At 37.3% G+C, this 17,310-nt stretch carries 18 protein-coding genes and 1 riboswitch; of the genes, 9 read left to right on the forward strand and 9 right to left on the reverse strand.

What is annotated here, in order from left to right:
* The first annotated feature begins 137 nt into the window (after positions 1–137).
* The 6 genes from MHI40_RS18905 (at position 138) to MHI40_RS18930 (ending at position 5,508) form a co-directional block, all read left to right on the forward strand.
* Positions 138–1,310: an alanyl-tRNA editing protein gene (locus MHI40_RS18905; RefSeq protein ID WP_340764161.1), complete on the forward strand. Its 1,173-nt coding sequence runs from the start codon at positions 138–140 to the stop codon at positions 1,308–1,310.
* A gap of 67 nt (positions 1,311–1,377) precedes the next feature.
* A complete protein-coding gene (locus tag MHI40_RS18910) occupies positions 1,378–1,863 on the forward strand; it encodes a hypothetical protein (protein WP_340764162.1) in 486 nt (161 codons plus the stop codon).
* A 148-nt stretch (positions 1,864–2,011) separates the two neighbouring features.
* Positions 2,012–2,407, forward strand: a complete 396-nt coding sequence (locus tag MHI40_RS18915; protein WP_093537931.1) for a MarR family winged helix-turn-helix transcriptional regulator — start codon at positions 2,012–2,014, stop codon at positions 2,405–2,407.
* Positions 2,408–2,595: 188 nt separating this feature from the next.
* Positions 2,596–3,768: an MFS transporter gene (locus MHI40_RS18920; RefSeq protein ID WP_340764163.1), complete on the forward strand. Its 1,173-nt coding sequence runs from the start codon at positions 2,596–2,598 to the stop codon at positions 3,766–3,768.
* 103 nt (positions 3,769–3,871) lie between these two features.
* Positions 3,872–4,408, forward strand: a complete 537-nt coding sequence (locus MHI40_RS18925; protein WP_340764165.1) for a superoxide dismutase family protein — start codon at positions 3,872–3,874, stop codon at positions 4,406–4,408.
* A 14-nt stretch (positions 4,409–4,422) separates the two neighbouring features.
* Positions 4,423–5,508 (forward strand): CAP domain-containing protein, encoded by a 1,086-nt coding sequence (locus tag MHI40_RS18930; protein WP_093537934.1) that lies wholly within the window; start codon positions 4,423–4,425, stop codon positions 5,506–5,508.
* Positions 5,509–5,565: 57 nt separating this feature from the next.
* On the opposite strand, the gene MHI40_RS18935 is transcribed toward MHI40_RS18930, so the two are convergent.
* The 4 genes from MHI40_RS18935 to adh all read right to left on the reverse strand — a co-directional run bounded on the left by MHI40_RS18935 (position 5,566) and on the right by adh (position 8,957).
* Positions 5,566–6,201, reverse strand: coding sequence for a DNA alkylation repair protein (locus MHI40_RS18935; RefSeq protein WP_340764603.1), 636 nt, complete (start codon positions 6,199–6,201; stop codon positions 5,566–5,568).
* Between the two features lie 35 nt (positions 6,202–6,236).
* Positions 6,237–6,968 carry an oxygen-insensitive NADPH nitroreductase gene (gene nfsA, locus MHI40_RS18940; RefSeq protein ID WP_340764168.1) on the reverse strand — a complete coding sequence of 244 codons (732 nt, stop codon included), beginning with the start codon at positions 6,966–6,968 and terminating at the stop codon, positions 6,237–6,239.
* Positions 6,969–7,056: 88 nt separating this feature from the next.
* Positions 7,057–7,413 carry a DUF779 domain-containing protein gene (locus tag MHI40_RS18945; RefSeq protein WP_340764170.1) on the reverse strand — a complete coding sequence of 119 codons (357 nt, stop codon included), beginning with the start codon at positions 7,411–7,413 and terminating at the stop codon, positions 7,057–7,059.
* A gap of 23 nt (positions 7,414–7,436) precedes the next feature.
* The gene (gene adh, locus MHI40_RS18950) at positions 7,437–8,957 is read right to left on the reverse strand and encodes an aldehyde dehydrogenase (RefSeq protein WP_340764172.1); all 1,521 of its coding nucleotides are present in this window, start codon (positions 8,955–8,957) and stop codon (positions 7,437–7,439) included.
* Positions 8,958–9,353: 396 nt separating this feature from the next.
* Here adh and MHI40_RS18955 point away from each other — a divergent pair, with 396 nt between their 5' ends.
* Positions 9,354–10,166: a YitT family protein gene (locus MHI40_RS18955; protein ID WP_093538028.1), complete on the forward strand. Its 813-nt coding sequence runs from the start codon at positions 9,354–9,356 to the stop codon at positions 10,164–10,166.
* A gap of 68 nt (positions 10,167–10,234) precedes the next feature.
* Here MHI40_RS18955 and MHI40_RS18960 read toward each other — a convergent pair whose 3' ends face one another.
* From MHI40_RS18960 to MHI40_RS18970, 3 genes are all read right to left on the reverse strand, one after another.
* Entirely contained in the window at positions 10,235–11,749 is a 1,515-nt protein-coding gene (locus tag MHI40_RS18960) for an acetyl-CoA hydrolase/transferase family protein (protein WP_340764174.1), read from the reverse strand.
* Positions 11,750–11,971: 222 nt separating this feature from the next.
* Complete coding sequence (locus tag MHI40_RS18965; RefSeq protein WP_340764176.1) at positions 11,972–12,616, reverse strand: LytTR family DNA-binding domain-containing protein; 645 nt, start codon at positions 12,614–12,616, stop codon at positions 11,972–11,974.
* A 25-nt stretch (positions 12,617–12,641) separates the two neighbouring features.
* Entirely contained in the window at positions 12,642–13,592 is a 951-nt protein-coding gene (locus MHI40_RS18970) for a TRM11 family SAM-dependent methyltransferase (RefSeq protein ID WP_093537940.1), read from the reverse strand.
* A 140-nt stretch (positions 13,593–13,732) separates the two neighbouring features.
* On the opposite strand from MHI40_RS18970, the gene MHI40_RS18975 reads away from it, so the two are divergent.
* Positions 13,733–15,394: an FAD-binding dehydrogenase gene (locus tag MHI40_RS18975; RefSeq protein ID WP_340764178.1), complete on the forward strand. Its 1,662-nt coding sequence runs from the start codon at positions 13,733–13,735 to the stop codon at positions 15,392–15,394.
* 76 nt (positions 15,395–15,470) lie between these two features.
* Here MHI40_RS18975 and MHI40_RS18980 read toward each other — a convergent pair whose 3' ends face one another.
* On the reverse strand, positions 15,471–16,271 hold the full coding sequence (locus tag MHI40_RS18980) for a serine hydrolase (RefSeq protein WP_340764180.1): 801 nt from the start codon (positions 16,269–16,271) through the stop codon (positions 15,471–15,473).
* A 176-nt stretch (positions 16,272–16,447) separates the two neighbouring features.
* Positions 16,448–16,636: riboswitch (cobalamin riboswitch) on the forward strand.
* Between the two features lie 220 nt (positions 16,637–16,856).
* Here MHI40_RS18980 and MHI40_RS18985 point away from each other — a divergent pair.
* A complete protein-coding gene (locus MHI40_RS18985; protein ID WP_340764182.1) occupies positions 16,857–17,084 on the forward strand; it encodes a hypothetical protein in 228 nt (75 codons plus the stop codon).
* 37 nt (positions 17,085–17,121) lie between these two features.
* Here the strand turns inward: MHI40_RS18985 and MHI40_RS18990 are convergent, their stop codons facing one another.
* Positions 17,122–17,298 (reverse strand): hypothetical protein, encoded by a 177-nt coding sequence (locus MHI40_RS18990; protein WP_093537944.1) that lies wholly within the window; start codon positions 17,296–17,298, stop codon positions 17,122–17,124.
* Between the last annotated feature and the right edge of the window lie 12 nt (positions 17,299–17,310).

Raw genomic sequence — 17,310 nt, forward strand, 5'->3', positions numbered from 1 at the left:
GCAAAGGTAGATTTATTCTTACCTTACATACGTGTTAACATTAGCACTCCAACTTGTTTATAATTCTTGTATATTTGTTATAAGCATTTTGCTTTAAAAGCATGCTCAAAACTTTCCAATCCAAAGGAGCCATTTAAATGACTAATAAACTCTATTATGAAAATCCCAACATCCAATCCTTTCATGCAAAAGTAATTGAACAGCAGCAAGATTATGTTGTTCTTTCCAAGACTGCCTTTTACCCTACCGGTGGTGGTCAGCCGCATGATCTTGGGCTGTTAAACGACGTTGAAGTGACAAATGTAGAAATAGTTGATGGTGAAATTAGACATTTCATTAATAATCCTTTACCTGAAAATACTTTGGAGGTAAAGGGACAGCTTGACTGGAAGAGACGTTTTGATCATATGCAACAACATGCTGGTCAACATATCCTATCGGCAGCCTTTGAACAATTATTTGGATTCCAAACGGTTAGCTTCCATTTAGGAAAAGATACAGTGACGATTGACTTAAATGCAGCCGAAGTAACAGAAGCACAGTTAATAGAAGTAGAGCTACGTGCAAATCAAGTAATTCTAGAAAATCATCCTATTGAAACAAAGTGGATAACCGAAGAGGAATTATCAAACTTCCATTTACGAAAAGCGACATCAGTAAAAGAAAATATTCGACTCGTCATCATTCCTGACTACGATTACAATGCATGCGGGGGAACCCATCCATCCTCTACTGGGCAAGTAAGAGCTATTAAAATTCTTCAGACAGAAAAACAAAAGAAACTTGTACGAGTGGAGTTCATATGTGGGGAAAGAATTCTTACACATTTACATAGAAAACACCAGGTACTTGTAAATTTAGTTAGTACTTTAAGCACTCCCGAAGACAAAATTATTAATGCTGCCAAAAATCTTTTAGCACAAAATTCCGCATTAGAAAAGGAAATAAAAGATCTATCCAATTCTCTTTTAACATATAAAGCAAGAGAGTTAAGAGAAAACTCAGATGGAACTACGATTACTTGTATACTCGAAAATAGATCGATGCAAGAGCTTCAAAAACTAGCTAAATTAGTCATCCAAGACACCCCACAATCTATGTGTATTTTAGTCTCTCACAATGATGACATGCTACAAATTGTCGTTGCGAAAGGAAGTAATGTAGTTCAAAGTATGAAAGACCTCATTACACATATTTTGCCTTTTATCCATGGCAAAGGCGGGGGCAACGAGAACATGGCTCAAGGTGGTGGAGATAAAATAATAACAAGTGAACAATTAATCGAAATAGCTAAATCATATATCCATTAAGCACCGTTCCACAAATGTCCTCCTGACATATACTAAGTTGATTACTCTATGAAAGGAGGATTAAGCAATGAACAATCAATTTCCTTTTCCACAAGGTCCAGGCGGTCCCCAAGGATTTCCACCTATTGAAGGACAACAATTTAGAAATCCACAGTTTCCTGGAAGTATGATGCCACCATTTGGAAATCAACAATTTCCTGGGAACATCTTCCCTCCGTTTGGTCAACAACAAGGGCCATCATTCCCTCCTAGCTTTCCACCAGGGAGACCACCAGGGGGTCAACAAGGCGGTGGTCAACAAGGAGCTCCGACTAGCCCACCACCTTCTTTTGTTCCACAAAGACAAAGTGTCGGGGTATTTGCTGTAGATCCTGGTTCCATCCGAGGTTGTCTATTCCGCAATACGTATGTATGGCTGAATAACGGCAATTCTTTTTGGCTTTATCCTACGTTTGTCGGCAGAAGATCTGTATCAGGATTTAGATGGAACGGATTCATGTGGACTTACTACGGAACAGATTTGGAGAGAATTTCCTCTTTTCAATGTTTTTAACCTAGTAAATGTACCGAGCATATTGCTCGGTTTTTTTATTTCACTTAAATAGCATAACTATGTACTCTTTACAAATATTATTTTTCGCCGTAACATATATTTAGTTAGCTAAGTAATTTGGATTTACATAAAAGGAGAGTTTCACTCAATGAATCCACTTATTCACGAGCTTTTTCAAAAATATCGTTTTTTAAAACAGGAAGTTAATCATACTTTAAAAGAATTTAATTTATTCGCTTCGCAGTGGTCAGTTCTTTACTGTATCCAAAAGCATAATGAAATGACATTGACACAGATTTGGAAATACTTAAACGTAGAAGCACCCACTATTACAAGAACGGTTAATAGGTTAGCTGAGCTTGGTTGGATTGAAATCTCTTCTGGTAAAGATAGACGAGAAAAAATTGTAAAACTGTCTGAACATGCGCTACAACAGTTTCCAGTTATCAACGAAGCGATGAAGGAATTTGAGGAACGAGTTCTCAATGGCTTGTCCAAAGAAGAAGAACTTCTATTGTTTGAACTGCTACAAAAGGTAAAATAAAGAGATAAATTAAAGTTAGAAGGAAGCGATTGACCTAGACGAAGCCACATGTGGCATCTTCTAGGTTCTACTTCGTGCTTTGATGGGTTAGTATATCTCTGAACTCTTATGATGGTATGGACGCCAATGTAGGATTACTGGACTCCCTTTGGTCAGACCATAAATACGAGATATACAGGAGGATTATTATGTTAAAAACTAAAGAGCCTATATGGACGAAAGCATTTATAAGTTTGTTTACTACAAACTTTTCTATTTTTATAATTTTTTATGGACTTGTATCGGCACTTCCACTTTACGCTACAGATGTATTATCGCGCTCAGACGAGGATGCAGGTCTATTAATGACTATCTTTTTAGTTTCCGCAATTGTTACTCGTCCTTTTTCCGGGAAAATATTAGACCTAATTGGAAAGCGCAAGGTATTATGGCTTACTCTGTTCCTGTACTTAGTATGTACTGGCCTTTATTATTTTATTGAACCTTTTGAAGGCTTGTTAGTACTACGATTTGTACAAGGTATTTTCTTTAGTATTGCTACTACCGCTAGTGGTTCGATGGCTGCAGATAATATTCCTATTTCTAGACGTGGTGCTGGACTAGGCTATTTTACGATGTCTACGAATTTAGCAGTTGTAATCGGGCCGTTAATAGCTTTGACCCTTATGCAATCTTTCTCCTATGATGTCATGTTTTTATCTTTAACGATTTTGCTTCTAATTGGCTCCATCGCAGCATTACTAATACCTGAGGGTAAGAAAGTGGAAGTTACTTCCCCTAGATCGAAGTTAACGTGGAATGATCTTTTTGAGAAAAAGGCATTACCTGTTGCTTTAATAGCCAGTTTAGTTGCTTTTTCTTATGCTAGTGTACTTTCTTACCTATCTATTTACTCCCAAGAAAAAGGTGTACTTCACTTAACTAGTAGCTTTTTTGCTGTCTTTGCTATCGTGATGTTAGCGACACGACCATTTACAGGTCGAATCTTCGATGAAAAGGGACCAAAATATATTGTTATTCCAGGGCTTGTCTCGTTCATGATCGGACTTGCCTTACTTGCTTTTATGAACTCCCCATTCCTTTTCTTACTCTCTGGTGCATTTATCGGCCTAGGTTATGGTGCTGTAGTTCCGAGTTTTCAAACACTTGCAATTCAGTCCACGAAGCATGAACGTAGTGGATATGCTACGGCAACATTTTTTACGCTTTTTGATACTGGTCTAGCTATAGGTTCTTACATTTTAGGACTTATCGCCACTCGACTTGGTTATCAAAATTTATATCTCTTCTCTATTATTTCTCTCATTATTGCGCTGGTTCTGTTTATTGTAAGAGTAAAAAAAATACAACGTCCTGTATAGCATAGAGGGTGTACCCTTTATTAGTTAGTTTTTAATCCATGTATATAAAAGCCCTTATTTTGGTAATACTGGAACCATTAAAGTATTTCAAGGAGGACAATACATGAGAAAGCAAATCGTAATTCCATTACTAATAGCAGTCACGGCACTAGGAGGGTGTAATTTCCCTTCTGCAGACGCTGATCTAAAAGATGCAGTGCAGGTTTCATTATTGAATACAGAAGGTAAAGAAGTAGGGAAAGCCACTTTGTCCGAGCATTCCAAAGGAGTGCATATATTATTAAAAGCAGAGGGTCTTACTCCTGGCATTAAAGCAATTCATTTCCATGAAAAGGCAAGCTGCGAAAAACCTACTTTTGAATCCGCGGGTGCTCACTTTAATCCAACTGGAAAAGAGCACGGGTTTGAAAATGCAAAAGGCTATCATTTAGGTGACTTACCAAACATTGAAGTTGGAGAAGATGGTACAGTAGAGTTAGAAACTGTATCTCCGGCGGTTGTTTTGACTGCAGGAAAAAGTAACTCATTATTAGATGCGGATGGAAGTGCCCTTGTTATTCATGAAAATGCGGATGATTATAAAACGGATCCTTCCGGAAATTCTGGTGGAAGAATTGTATGCGGGGAAATTAGCAAGTAGTTTGGAGGTTTAACATGAGAAAAATAGGCTGGTTACTACTTTTTGTTATAGCGCTATTCTTTACTAGACCTTTATGGGAAGAGTACACAGTAGAATACGTTGATCTGGCATTCCTAAACCCCGTGGACGACTGGATTGATTCACTGGAAGTAGAACAATATTTGGATGAAGTAAAAGCATACTGGATGCAGGCAAAAGATGAACCAGCCTCTCATATTGCAGCATCAGATCAAAAAACTTTACCAGGTACTGGAATTGAGTTAGACGAAATAAAAATAGGGATGAAAAAAAGTGAGATTGAGAAAATTCATGGTAATGCTAAACGAGTTAGTCTAAATGAATATAGTTTAGTATGGCATACCTATCATGAAAACTATCAAAACTTTATGATGGTTTCCTATGATAGTAACAACCGGGTAAATGCCATGTTTACCAATCAGCCTTCTGAATCTTCTTTTTTAGGTCTACAAATGAATAGTACTAGGGAAGAAGTACTCTCACAATTGGATGAGCCTATTAAGAAACTAAAAAAAGGGAATATCATCTACCTCCTACCTGATGCAGGTGAATATGATTTGTTCTTAATTGATAATAACTATGTAACTTTTTTCTATGATCTCCATGAAGATAATACAATAACAGCCATTCAAGTAGTCGAAAAATCTGTAGAAAAAAATCATAAATCTACTTTTGGGGTACCATCGGACGAACTGAAAAAAGGATTTGAATTTCAGCTTTTTGATCTTACGAATGCTGCTCGAGTAGTTCATGGCCTTTCTGTTCTATCTTACGATGAGAGTGTGAGCAACACCGCTCGAAAACATAGTGAGGATATGGCAATTCATAACTATTTTAGTCATGAAAATCTAGAAGGGAAATCTCCATTTAATCGATTAGAGGAAGATGGACTGAGTTTCTCTTATGCTGGAGAAAATCTAGCATATGGACAAACTAGTAGTATTTTTGCTCATGAGGGATTGATGAATTCATTGGGACATCGGAAAAACATTTTAAGTGTTCATTATGAAAATCTTGGTGTCGGCACCGCTTTTGATAAAAAATCGACTCCTTACTACACAGAAAACTTTTTCACAAACTAAGAGGTTGTCTCTAAGTCAGTGTTCACTGATTTTTAGGGACAACCTCTTTTTGTTTACTCATTTAAAATGTTTTAACGCTTCTCTCTTACTTAAGGGAGCAAGTGTATGACTTCCAACAAATTCTTGCACTACTTGAGGACTTGTTTTAGCATATTCCCTCAATACCCAGCCAATGGATTTTTGAAGAAAGAATTCTTTTGATTCTGCATGACGTTGAATGGTCGCAAATAATAACTCTTCATTTGTTTTGTCCTTGTATTTTAACTGATGTAAAATAGATGCTCTATTCGTCCACCTATTCGAGGACTTGGCCCACTCGACCATCACGGCTTCTCCTTCCATTCTGTTTGTCAGGACAATATCCCCTACTATTTTAGGAGCGATAGAATCTACACTATCCCACCAAGACTTCATTTCAATGAGTTTTTGACAAAACAGTAGATCTTTTACAGCTAACTGTTTTTTATAATTGGATAATAATTCAATTGCTATGTAATGATATTCTCGTTCTTCTAACTGGAACAATCCCCATACTTCCTTTTCCATATCTTCATACGGTGGAAGTTCCATTTCATTAGTCATCGCTTTAAAAAGCAGTCGACGTTCTGGTGTTTTAATCCCAAGAAAGGGGAAATGATTTTTCATATACTTGGCCATGGGTAGTGCAATTTCATCATTTCGTTTAGGCTCCATATAACCTTTAACTTGCTCTATTGTCCACTCTTTTTTCACTTGAGAGTAAATCCTTTACTCGCCAAAAATTCTGCCATATGAGGTCTTCTAGGCGTCTCCAGGAATTCAGCCATCGACTTAGTCCAATTTGCTGTTTTCTGATTGGAGCCACGACTTTTATAATAGTCTTCCATTGTTTGATCATACTCAGGTAATAACACTTCATATTTGGCACTATTATATTTATTTTCATGTAATACTGCAGTCACTGGCAAACGAGGTTTGACCTCATTTTGCTGATCTGGAATACCAAGAGTTATAGCAAATAGAGGGAATACTCCCCTTGGCAATTCAAACAATTGACTAATTGCTGCTGGTTCGTTACGTACTCCTCCTATATAACAAATACCAAAACCTTTTGCTTCTGCTGCAATGACTAAATTTTGCGCAAAAAGAGCAACATCAACTGCTCCTACTAACACATTCTCAGTTGTATCTATAACAATATCTGTTTGCTGTAATTTACCTGCCACCTGTAAACGATGAAAATCAGCACATAATAATAATGCCGCTCCAGCAGTTTCAAATTGCGTGGGATTTTTAGATAATCTACCTAGTTCTGCTTTTTTCTGTTCATCACTTACCCAGATAACACTATATGCTTGCACGAAATGTGAACTAGCAGCATGCTGAGCAGTCTCCACAAGTTCGGATACTTCCTCTTTTGTTAATGTATAATCTTTGTACTTTCTGACAGACGAATGCTTTCTTAATAATTCTTGAACCAAAGTAAGAACCCTCTTTCATCATAAAATTACTTTTAGTATAACCGAAAATAGCGAAGTAGAGAGTTATACACTCTTTACTTCGCTTCATTCATACTTGTAATTGATTGTTTTCTTCTTGTGTAAATGCTCGAGATCTTGTTAAAAATCGTTTTCCCTCTACACCCTCCAAGGAGAACATTCCACCACGACCTACCACTACATCTATGATTAGCTGCGTATGCTTCCAATAGTCAAACTGACTTTTGTGCATATAAAATGGAACATCCCCTATTTTTCCAAGAAGTACATCTTGGTCACCTATGATTAGATCACCTTCCGGATAACACATAGGAGAAGAACCATCACAACAACCACCAGATTGATGAAACATCAAAGGTCCATGCTTAACTTTCAATAGATCAATGAGTTCTAGTGCAGCGTCAGTAGCAATTACGCGTTCAACCATCTACACTCACCCTTTCTACAGCATCAGAAGAAGCCTTGCTTGTTTTCACTATAACTTACAAGAAGGTTTTTCGTTTGTTGATAGTGATTAAGCATCATTAGATGATTTTCTCTACCAATACCCGACATTTTGTATCCACCAAATGCTGCATGTGCAGGATACTGATGATAACAATTTGTCCATACACGACCTGCTTGAATTTTACGTCCAAAACGATATGCAGTATTCATATCACGTGTCCAAATACCAGACCCTAAACCGTATAACGTATCATTAGCTATTTCTAGTGCCTCTTCTTTTGTTTTAAATGTCGTTACCGAAACAACAGGTCCAAAAATCTCTTCTTGGAAAATACGCATTTTATTATTTCCTTTAAAGACTGTCGGTTTTATATAGTAGCCTTCTGCTAGTTCTCCGTCTAATTTGTTTTGTTCTCCACCGATTAAACATTCTGCTCCTTCTTGCTTTCCAATATCTAAGTAAGAAAGGATTTTCTCCATTTGTTCAGTTGAAGCTTGTGCTCCCATCATGACAGATGGATCTAATGGATTTCCTATTTTGATAGCTTCCACGCGCGCTATGACGCGTTCAATGAATTTATCATAAATAGATTCTTGTATTAGAACACGCGAAGGACAAGTACATACCTCTCCTTGGTTCAAGGCGAACATAACAAACCCTTCTACCGCTTTATCCAAAAACGCATCATCTTCGTCCATAATATCTTCGAAGAATATGTTTGGTGATTTCCCACCAAGCTCTAACGTTACTGGTATTAAATTTTGCGATGCATATTGCATAATTAAACGTCCAGTCGTAGTTTCCCCAGTAAATGCAATCTTACTAATTCGTGGACTTGATGCTAAAGGCTTTCCAGCTTCTAATCCAAACCCATTGACAATATTTACTACTCCAGGCGGCAAAAGATCTCCAATTAGTTCCATCAACACTAGGATAGATGCTGGTGTTTGTTCTGCTGGTTTCAAGACCACACAGTTCCCGGCAGCAAGTGCCGGTGCTAGCTTCCATACAGCCATTAGAATAGGAAAATTCCAAGGAATAATTTGTCCTACCACTCCTAATGGTTCATGGAAATGATAAGCAACGGTATCATTATCAATTTGACTTAAACCACCCTCTTGTGCACGAATGGCACCAGCAAAATAGCGAAAATGGTCAATAGCTAGTGGGATATCCGCATTCAACGTTTCTCTAACTGCTTTCCCATTATCCCAAGTTTCAGCTACTGCTATCAATTCAAGGTTTTCTTCTATTCTATTTGCAATTTTATTTAAGATATTTGCTCTTTCCGCAACTGAAGTGGAGCCCCACGCTTCTTTAGCACCATGTGCTGCATCCAATGCTAGCTCAATATCTTCTGAAGTAGAACGGGCAACTTGTGTAAATACTTTACCTGTAATTGGTGTAACATTTTCAAAGTATTGTCCTTTAACAGGGGGTGTCCACTCGCCATTAATATAGTTTTCATACTTGTCCTTAAACGATACCTTCGAGCCTTCTGTATTCGGAAATGCATAAACCATTTTCTATTTCCTCCCCTTCATATCTATTTAGCACATTCCATATATTATGTAAGACGCAATCTATGTATGCGCTTTCAAAACTATTAAAATAAAAAAATAGTCTTACCGTCATTTTGACAGACTATATGGAATATTACAATAATAACGGTTTCATTAAATATTAAAATTGACTACAATGTCCCTTTTAGAAATAGAACTTTCAATATTACTATTCTCACTTCTTTTAGTAAGGTCAGTAATTCTTCCTTCCTATCTATAGATTTTTTCTATAAAATAAATATATGATTACTTTCAGGAAAGAGGAGATTAACGTTGAGTGATTTAACATGTGAAATCAAACCTATCAAAACTCCCCACCGAAGTACCCCTAAGAAAGTCGTATTTGTTCGCTTATTAATGATAGCAATAGGTGCTATCTTAATGTCTATTGGCTTAGAACTATTTTTAGTCCCTAACCAAATATTAGACGGTGGTGTTGTAGGGGTATCCATCATTATTTCCCACCTAACTGGAGTTCGTTTAGGTATTTTTATATTCATCCTGAACATCCCATTCTTTTTCCTCGGATATAAACAAATAGGAAAAACCTTTGCTTTATCCACATTATTTGGCATAACAATTCTATCGATATGTACTTCTTTCCTCCATAATATTGATGCTATTACACCTGATTTACTACTTGCTACTGTATTTGGAGGTATCGTTCTAGGAACAGGTGTTGGGCTAGTTATTCGTTATGGCGGCTCCCTTGATGGTTCCGAAATACTTGCTATTTTATTTAACAAGGCTACTCCATTTTCAGTTGGAGAAATCATCATGATTATAAATCTTGTCATCTTTGCAATTGCTGGTTTTGTTTTTACTTGGGAACAGGCTATGTATTCGTTTTTAGCATATTTTATTGCTTTTAAAACGATTGATATTGTAATTCAAGGATTAGATGAGTCAAAATCTGTCTATATCATTAGTGAAAATATAGAAGATATCGGTGATGCAATTATGGACCGGTTGGGTCGTGGATTAACTTATTTACACGGTGAAGGAGCATACACTGGGGATAATAAAAAAGTCATTTTCACCGTAATCACTCGATTAGAGGAAGCAAAACTAAAATCCATTGTGGAAGAAATAGACAGTCATGCCTTTTTAGCTGTTGGTAATATTGCTGAGGTTCGAGGAGGCCGCTTTAAAAAGAAAGATATTCATTAGACTGTAAGCTCCGACAAGCTTTATGCTGTAGCTGAAGAAAAAGCCGACTCAAATGAGTCGGCTTTTTTCTATATTAAAGCTTTTTCTTTACTGAGCATCGTTCCATTTTTCGCCAGATCTGTATGGAATGAAAATGCTTTTTCTAGGACATGCGGAGTTTGACCGCCTCTAGTTAATGCTTCTTCATAGTAATCTTGTAACTGCCTTTTGTACATCGGATGTACACAGTTATTAATGATTAACTCTGCACGTTCTCTTGGCGCTAAACCCCTAAGATCTGCATAGCCCTGCTCTGTTACGACTACATCTACATCATGTTCCGTGTGATCGACATGAGCCACGAAAGGTACAATACTGGATATGTTACCGCCTTTGGCAATAGATTTAGTTACAAAAATAGCTATTCTAGAGTTACGAGCGAAATCGCCTGAACCACCGATTCCGTTCATCATTTTGGTACCAGATACATGTGTAGAGTTAACATTTCCGTAAATATCGAACTCTAAAGCTGTATTAATAGAAATAAGCCCTAAACGACGAATGATTTCCGGATGGTTTGTAATTTCTTGTGGTCGTAACACTAATTTATCTCGATATTCCTCCAAGTTACCATACACTTTATCCATCATTTCTTGTGAAAGTGTTATTGAACATGCAGAAGCAAAATTAACTTTGCCAGCATCGATTAGCTCAAATACGGAGTCTTGAAGAACTTCCGAATATACTTGTAGATCTTCAAATTCCGAGTTAATCATGCCGCCAAGTACAGCATTGGCAACAGAACCTATACCCGCTTGAATTGGAGCTAACTTATTAGTTAATCTACCATTGCTCACTTCTTGACGCAAAAAACCGATTAAATGTTGGGCCATTTCCTCTGTTTCTTCATCGGGTGGGACAATAGGAGATGGTGAATCCAAATTGTTAGTAAACACGATTCCTCTTACTTTAGATGCATCAAAAGGAATTCCTATTTGACCAATACGATCCTCTACTTTTGATAAAGGAATTGGTAATCTACTTCCTGGATCTGCAGGTTCGTATATATCATGAAGGCCTTCTAACATTTCCGATTGTGCTACATTAATTTCTATAATTATATTTTTTGCTTGCGAGACAAAAGTTGTAGAGTTACCTACAGATGTGGTTGGAATAATCATTCCATCTGCAGTAATTGAAACCGCTTCCACAATTGCAAAGTCAATAATTGGCAATACACCCGAACGTATTAACTCCGCTGTGTGAGATAAGTGCTGATCCACAAACAAATGATCTCCTGTATTAATATGTTTGCGCATCGTTGCATCCGCTTGAAAAGGTAAGCGTTTATGCACAATTCCTGCTTCGGATAGTAATTTATCAATATCAGATCCTAAAGAAGCACCTGTAAATATATTCACTTTAAATGATTCATTGGCCGCTCTCTCTACTAGTGCAAATGGAACCGCTTTCGCATCTCCCGCACGTGTAAATCCACTTAACCCTAATGTCATCCCATGTTGAATCCATGAAGCAGCTTCTTCTGCTCCTACTACTAAATTATGTAAACTAATATCTTTAACACGATCCAAATTGTTAAACATAAAGTATCCCCCTCAAAAAGTGCATTTAAATTATTTTACCCCCTTTTGTCACAATTTTGTTGAAACTTGTCGAAGAAACATTTTATTTGTCCTAAACAGAATATATTCATACCAGAACAGAACAAATTTCCCTAGACAGTGATATTTAAGCGCTTTTTATAGAAATTAATAAAAAAAACGCTTGAATGTCAGAGTAATTACCCCTTATTCAAGCGCTTTGTATTAAAATCCCAACAATTTCCGGAAATAACTTGCATAAGATTGACTAACAGAAATTTTTTCTCCATTTGCCATAGCTAGTACAAAAGTTGAATGTGTATCCGGAAAAATCTCTTTAATTTGATGTACATTAACGATAAAAGAACGATGACAACGTATGAACATTTCTCTTGGCAATCTATACTCAAATTCTTGAAGTGAGTTAGTAAGATTTCCTTTGAAAGATGTAGTTACAATATGAGTTTTACGATCTTTTGCCTCTAAGTAAATTACATCGGAAAAAGGAGTTGGAATCCAACCGTCTTGTGTTTTGATAGTTATGACAGATTTCCCCTCTGTAAATGCCGGGTAAATAGCTAGCACACAACCTTCTAGTTCCCCTTTATGTAAGAAAGGAACGGCCATTCCATGATATGGGACACCAAAAACCTCACGATTGATAAATTCCGATACCTTTTGTCTACTTTGCAATGCTTTATAAGCTAAAGTTTCCTCCTTTAACAAATCTCCAGGAAGAATCTTTAAATCGATACGTTTACTAGGGCGATAATAAATATATTTTTCTGTATCAGTAACAGCAATAGACACTTCATCTGAAAATAGTTCACCAATTACATTTAATAAGGCAACTATGGATAAATCCTTCATCCTTCCATCCCCTTTTTTAGTTAATCTACTGACAAACGACTATTTCACGTGTAAATTGTTGTTTTTTCGTTATACACCGGTCTGTGATATGCAAACCTACAGTATTTAGTCGATCATCCATTGACTCAATCGTAACGATAACTACTTTTTTGGCAATTCTACGAGCGTGTTTTAAAATAGTAAACTGGTCTTCCCAAGAAGCATTTGTATATAAATTATACGGTAAATCTATTATTGCGACATCATACATCTCTTCGATGTCTTCAATTGCACTCTTTCGAACATCTCCAGTCAGTCCAAAGTATGCTATATTTTCCCTAGAACCTTCACATACAAGCGGGTTAATATCTCTTCCTACAATATCAATCCCCATAGATAATGCCTCTACTAGTACCGTACCAATACCGCAGCAAGGATCAATAGCTTGAATACCTTTCGGATGTGGAACTGCAATATTCGCTACTGCTCTGGCAACTCTTGTGCTTAGTGCAGTAGAATACTCTCGCGGTTTCTTCATATGATTAAACCAAATAGGTTCGCTTTTCGTGTATAACCCGAAATACCAACGACCTTCAAATGGCACTACAGCGAATAACTGATCCGGATTTTGTAGATCAAAGTTACCTTGCATATCACTTCCAATGGCTCTTTCTATACGAAGCCTCTCCGCATTCTCCACCTTATCTTTTCCTTGGCGGTCATTTATCTTTAAAAATATTACTTTATTCGTTTCTTTTTCTGAACCAAAATTGGGTGCTTGGGAGATAATTTCCTCCACTTTGTCCCCTTCAGCTAAAACCTCTAGTCTTCCTTTCATAAAAGGACTTCTACTAGGATCAATTTTTATGAAACTCTTTAAAATTTTTGTTTCGGTGTCTTTGTCAAAAAAAGAGCGCATCTCTAAATGACACAGAGAGCGTTCGGCCTCGTTATAAGCATATGTATATATAAATGCCGGTTGTCGGCTGTTGTTCATCAATATATTCCCTCCAATAGTGCCTCTATTATATCATGGGTCACCGTTCAAATCATTTTTACAACAGTGAATAGTAATTCATAATTTTATAGAATATAATAAAAATAAGTTTCAGAATTATTTGAAAATGAGGGATATGGATGGAATGGGATGTCATAGTAGTCGGTGCTGGACTAGCAGGACTTGTTGCTACCGCTGAACTTGCGGATGCAGGAAAGAAAGTTTTACTACTGGATCAAGAGCCTGAAGCATCATTTGGAGGTCAAGCCTGGTGGTCATTTGGAGGATTATTTTTAGTAGATTCCCCAGAACAAAAAAGATTAGGTATTCAGGACTCATATGAACTCGCATGGCAGGATTGGCTTGGAACAGCTGGGTTCGATCGGGAAGAGGATCAAGATTACTGGGCGTTGAAATGGGCGGAAGCTTATGTTCGGTTTGCAACCGAGGAAAAACGTAATTGGCTTCACTCACAGGGTGTTCGATTCTTCCCCGTAGTAGGTTGGGCGGAACGAGGAGGCTATCTTGCAGATGGACATGGAAACTCAGTACCAAGGTTTCATATCGTATGGGGTACCGGCCCTGGTATTGTGAAACCTTTTGAAACTCGTGTTCGAGCTGCCATGTCCAAAGGAAATGTAGAATATAAACCTCGACACCAGGTAGACGAACTGGTCATGGACAATGGAAAGGTCATTGGTGTGAGTGGTTCATTATTGACTCCTAGTTCTGCTGGTCGTGGAGAACCAAGCCCAAGAGATGTGGTTGGCCATTTTCAATATGTAGCTAAATACGTAATGGTAACGAGTGGTGGAATTGGCGCTAACCACGAACTGGTAAGAGAAAACTGGCCTTCACGGCTTGGGGAACCTCCTAAACGTATGATTTCTGGAGTGCCAGAACACGTGGATGGACGAATGCTTGCCATTACAGAGAAAGCTGGTGGTCGCTTAGTAAATAAGGATCGCATGTGGCATTATACAGAAGGTATTAAAAACTGGAATCCAATCTGGCCACTTCATGGAATACGTATATTGCCAGGCCCATCCTCGATCTGGTTAGATGCCACAGGACAACGATTCTCTGCTCCAAACTTCCCTGGTTTTGATACTTTAGGAACGTTAGAGGCTATCCAAAGAACTGGGTATGACTACTCTTGGTTTATACTTACCGAGAAAATTATTGAAAAAGAATTTGCCCTTTCAGGATCTGAGCAAAATCCAGATTTAACGGGGAAAAGTATCAAACAGGTTTTGAAGCGAATTTTACCAGGACCCACTGCTCCAGTGAAGGCCTTCATGGAAAATGGAGAAGATTTCATAGTATCTAACAATTTATCCGACCTAGTAGATGGGATGAATAAAATTACTGGCGATAATCTCTTAAACTTAGAACATATTGAGAACCAACTACTAGCCAGAGACCGTGAAATGGATAATAAATTTACAAAAGATCTTCAAGTAACGGCTCTTCGAGGAGCTCGAAACTATATAGGTGATAAATTAATACGTGTAGCATCTCCCCATAAATTATTAGATCCTAAAAATGGTCCTTTAATTGCTGTTCGGTTAAATATTGTGACTAGGAAAACACTTGGTGGATTGCAAACTGATCTCGACGGCCGGGTACTAAATAATAAAGGACTTGCCGTCCCTGGGCTTTATGCAGCCGGTGAAGTAACTGGCTTTGGTGGAGGAGGAGTTCATGGGTATCGCTCTTTAGAAGGGACATTTTTAGGTGGTTGTATCTTTACAGGAAGAGAAGCAGGAAGGGCCTTGGTTCGTAGCCTAAATCAAACTTAACTCGATTACTGAAGTTTCCTAATCTGAAATAGTTACGGACGACATGCGTTGTATATCCATGTCGTCTTTAACCAATTTACCGTAAGTATTTGTATATTTCTTCTCCAATTTGAGCAAGAATTCGTTTCGAAAGTAAATCATCTTCATCCTTTGATAAAACCGTTGCAATTAACTTTCGATTCCCTACATAAAAGATTCCAGCGTCGTGACGTGTTCCAGGAATCCATCCAGTCTTATTGGCTAACTCCCATGGCGTCATCCCATAATCAAAATTAGAGTATGGAGACGGTAACCTTTCAGGTAAACAATCACGTACCTGTTGTTTCTTCATCACTTCTACCATTTGACGGCTTGCTTTACCACTCACTAAATCTCCCATAGCCATCTTATGTAAAAGTATAGCTATATCCGCTGCTGCTATCCGATTAGCACCTTTGGGATTAGACTTACTCAACATGAGCTTGTTATAAAAAGTACTATATACCATTCCTGCTTCCTTCATAGAATTTTGGATATCGTCAACTCCTACAAGGTCGATTAGTAGATTAGTTGCCGTATTATCACTTTGAATAATCATCAGCATTATGATGTCTTGAAGGGGAAGAGATAATCCTGGAGTAAAATGTTGCAATACACCAGAACCTCCCACATACTCTTTTTCATTGAGGATGATTAAGTCCATTAAAGAAAAGTCTCCTCGATCCACTGCTCTATAAACTGAGGCCATGATTGGTACCTTAATGACACTTGCCGCATAAAAAAGCTCCTGTTCATTATGTTCCCATTTCTCCCCTGAATTTAAGTCCTCTAAGACGATTCCCCAAGTGCCTTTTGACTGTTCTACGAGTTTTTGTACCTCGCTCACAAGCTCTTCCAAAATTCTTCCCCCCTATAGAAAATCTATTTATTTTATTATAGACTAACACTTGTTTGAATATTACATTAATTATAAACTATAAAAAGCAAATAGATTTATAGATTTACAATAAAGCTCGGTTTTAACTTTCTATCAACTGAATATTAAATTTTTTATGTTATAGTAAAAGAACAATTGAATAATGTGTAGACTTAGGTGTTCGTTTACGAAAGTAAATGAACTTAAAAGGGAAGTCGGTGAAAAACCGACGCTGTCCCGCAACTGTAAATGGGAGCAATTCTACTATATCCACTGTATGTCATTATGGGAAGGATAGAAAAGCGATGACCATGAGCCAGGAGACCTGCCTATTTCAAGTACACACCAAAAACCTACGCGGATAGGGGGTGTTAAGTGCAGCTATGAACAAGCAAATGCTTGAAATTGCTGTCGTACGAAAAAGCGCAATGAAAACACTGGAGATATTGACTCTTTTCAGTGTGTATTTTGTTACGTTTCAAACGTCTCGACAACAACCAATCATATCCAACTAGCATCTTCTTTTAAAAGAGGATGCTTTTTTATGTTGAAGAAAGGAATGTTGAAATGACTATCGGCACGAAAGAAGATTATATAAATAGATTTAAAAATGTATTAATGACTAATAATATTGGAAGCTCATCCATTTCACTGGATTTGATATTTGAAGCCTTTGGAAAAGAAATTGATACTATCTCAGAAATACACGAACAAGACAAAACTAAATATGTACTCAATTTACAAAAAGCATATAAACAAATTAAAGGTGAGATTTCAGGAATGAAAGAAGATTAAATAAAAAAAGCGAACCGATTTTAATCGGTTCACTTTTTTATAGGTCTTGATAGTCTCTTTGAAATTTACCGCCGTCTTTTACTTCAGAATGATAAAGAGCTTTTAAAGCAAAGCTTTTCTCTAAATCATGCTCCTTCATAACCTCTTTTAAACGTTTGCTTAACTCTGGGCTATATTTCACTAGTTCTTCCATTTTCGATTTCGAATATTGCATGAATTGTACCTT

This window comes from Psychrobacillus sp. FSL H8-0510, from assembly GCF_038008345.1.
GTDB classification, from domain to species: Bacteria; Bacillota; Bacilli; order Bacillales_A; family Planococcaceae; genus Psychrobacillus; species Psychrobacillus psychrotolerans.

What these genes read in the sequence shown, in the direction of transcription:
- MHI40_RS18905 (WP_340764161.1), top strand. Translation starts at nt 138, where the DNA reads ATGACTAATAAACTCTATTATGAAAATCCCAACATCCAATCCTTTCAT.
- MHI40_RS18910 (WP_340764162.1), top strand. Translation starts at nt 1,378, where the DNA reads ATGAACAATCAATTTCCTTTTCCACAAGGTCCAGGCGGTCCCCAAGGA.
- MHI40_RS18915 (WP_093537931.1), top strand. Translation starts at nt 2,012, where the DNA reads ATGAATCCACTTATTCACGAGCTTTTTCAAAAATATCGTTTTTTAAAA.
- MHI40_RS18920 (WP_340764163.1), top strand. Translation starts at nt 2,596, where the DNA reads ATGTTAAAAACTAAAGAGCCTATATGGACGAAAGCATTTATAAGTTTG.
- MHI40_RS18925 (WP_340764165.1), top strand. Translation starts at nt 3,872, where the DNA reads ATGAGAAAGCAAATCGTAATTCCATTACTAATAGCAGTCACGGCACTA.
- MHI40_RS18930 (WP_093537934.1), top strand. Translation starts at nt 4,423, where the DNA reads ATGAGAAAAATAGGCTGGTTACTACTTTTTGTTATAGCGCTATTCTTT.
- MHI40_RS18935 (WP_340764603.1), bottom strand. Translation starts at nt 6,201, where the DNA reads ATGGAGCCTAAACGAAATGATGAAATTGCACTACCCATGGCCAAGTAT.
- MHI40_RS18945 (WP_340764170.1), bottom strand. Translation starts at nt 7,413, where the DNA reads ATGGTTGAACGCGTAATTGCTACTGACGCTGCACTAGAACTCATTGAT.
- adh (WP_340764172.1), bottom strand. Translation starts at nt 8,957, where the DNA reads ATGGTTTATGCATTTCCGAATACAGAAGGCTCGAAGGTATCGTTTAAG.
- MHI40_RS18955 (WP_093538028.1), top strand. Translation starts at nt 9,354, where the DNA reads ATGATAGCAATAGGTGCTATCTTAATGTCTATTGGCTTAGAACTATTT.
- MHI40_RS18960 (WP_340764174.1), bottom strand. Translation starts at nt 11,749, where the DNA reads ATGTTTAACAATTTGGATCGTGTTAAAGATATTAGTTTACATAATTTA.
- MHI40_RS18965 (WP_340764176.1), bottom strand. Translation starts at nt 12,616, where the DNA reads ATGAAGGATTTATCCATAGTTGCCTTATTAAATGTAATTGGTGAACTA.
- MHI40_RS18970 (WP_093537940.1), bottom strand. Translation starts at nt 13,592, where the DNA reads ATGAACAACAGCCGACAACCGGCATTTATATATACATATGCTTATAAC.
- MHI40_RS18975 (WP_340764178.1), top strand. Translation starts at nt 13,733, where the DNA reads ATGGAATGGGATGTCATAGTAGTCGGTGCTGGACTAGCAGGACTTGTT.
- MHI40_RS18985 (WP_340764182.1), top strand. Translation starts at nt 16,857, where the DNA reads ATGACTATCGGCACGAAAGAAGATTATATAAATAGATTTAAAAATGTA.
- MHI40_RS18990 (WP_093537944.1), bottom strand. Translation starts at nt 17,298, where the DNA reads ATGCAATATTCGAAATCGAAAATGGAAGAACTAGTGAAATATAGCCCA.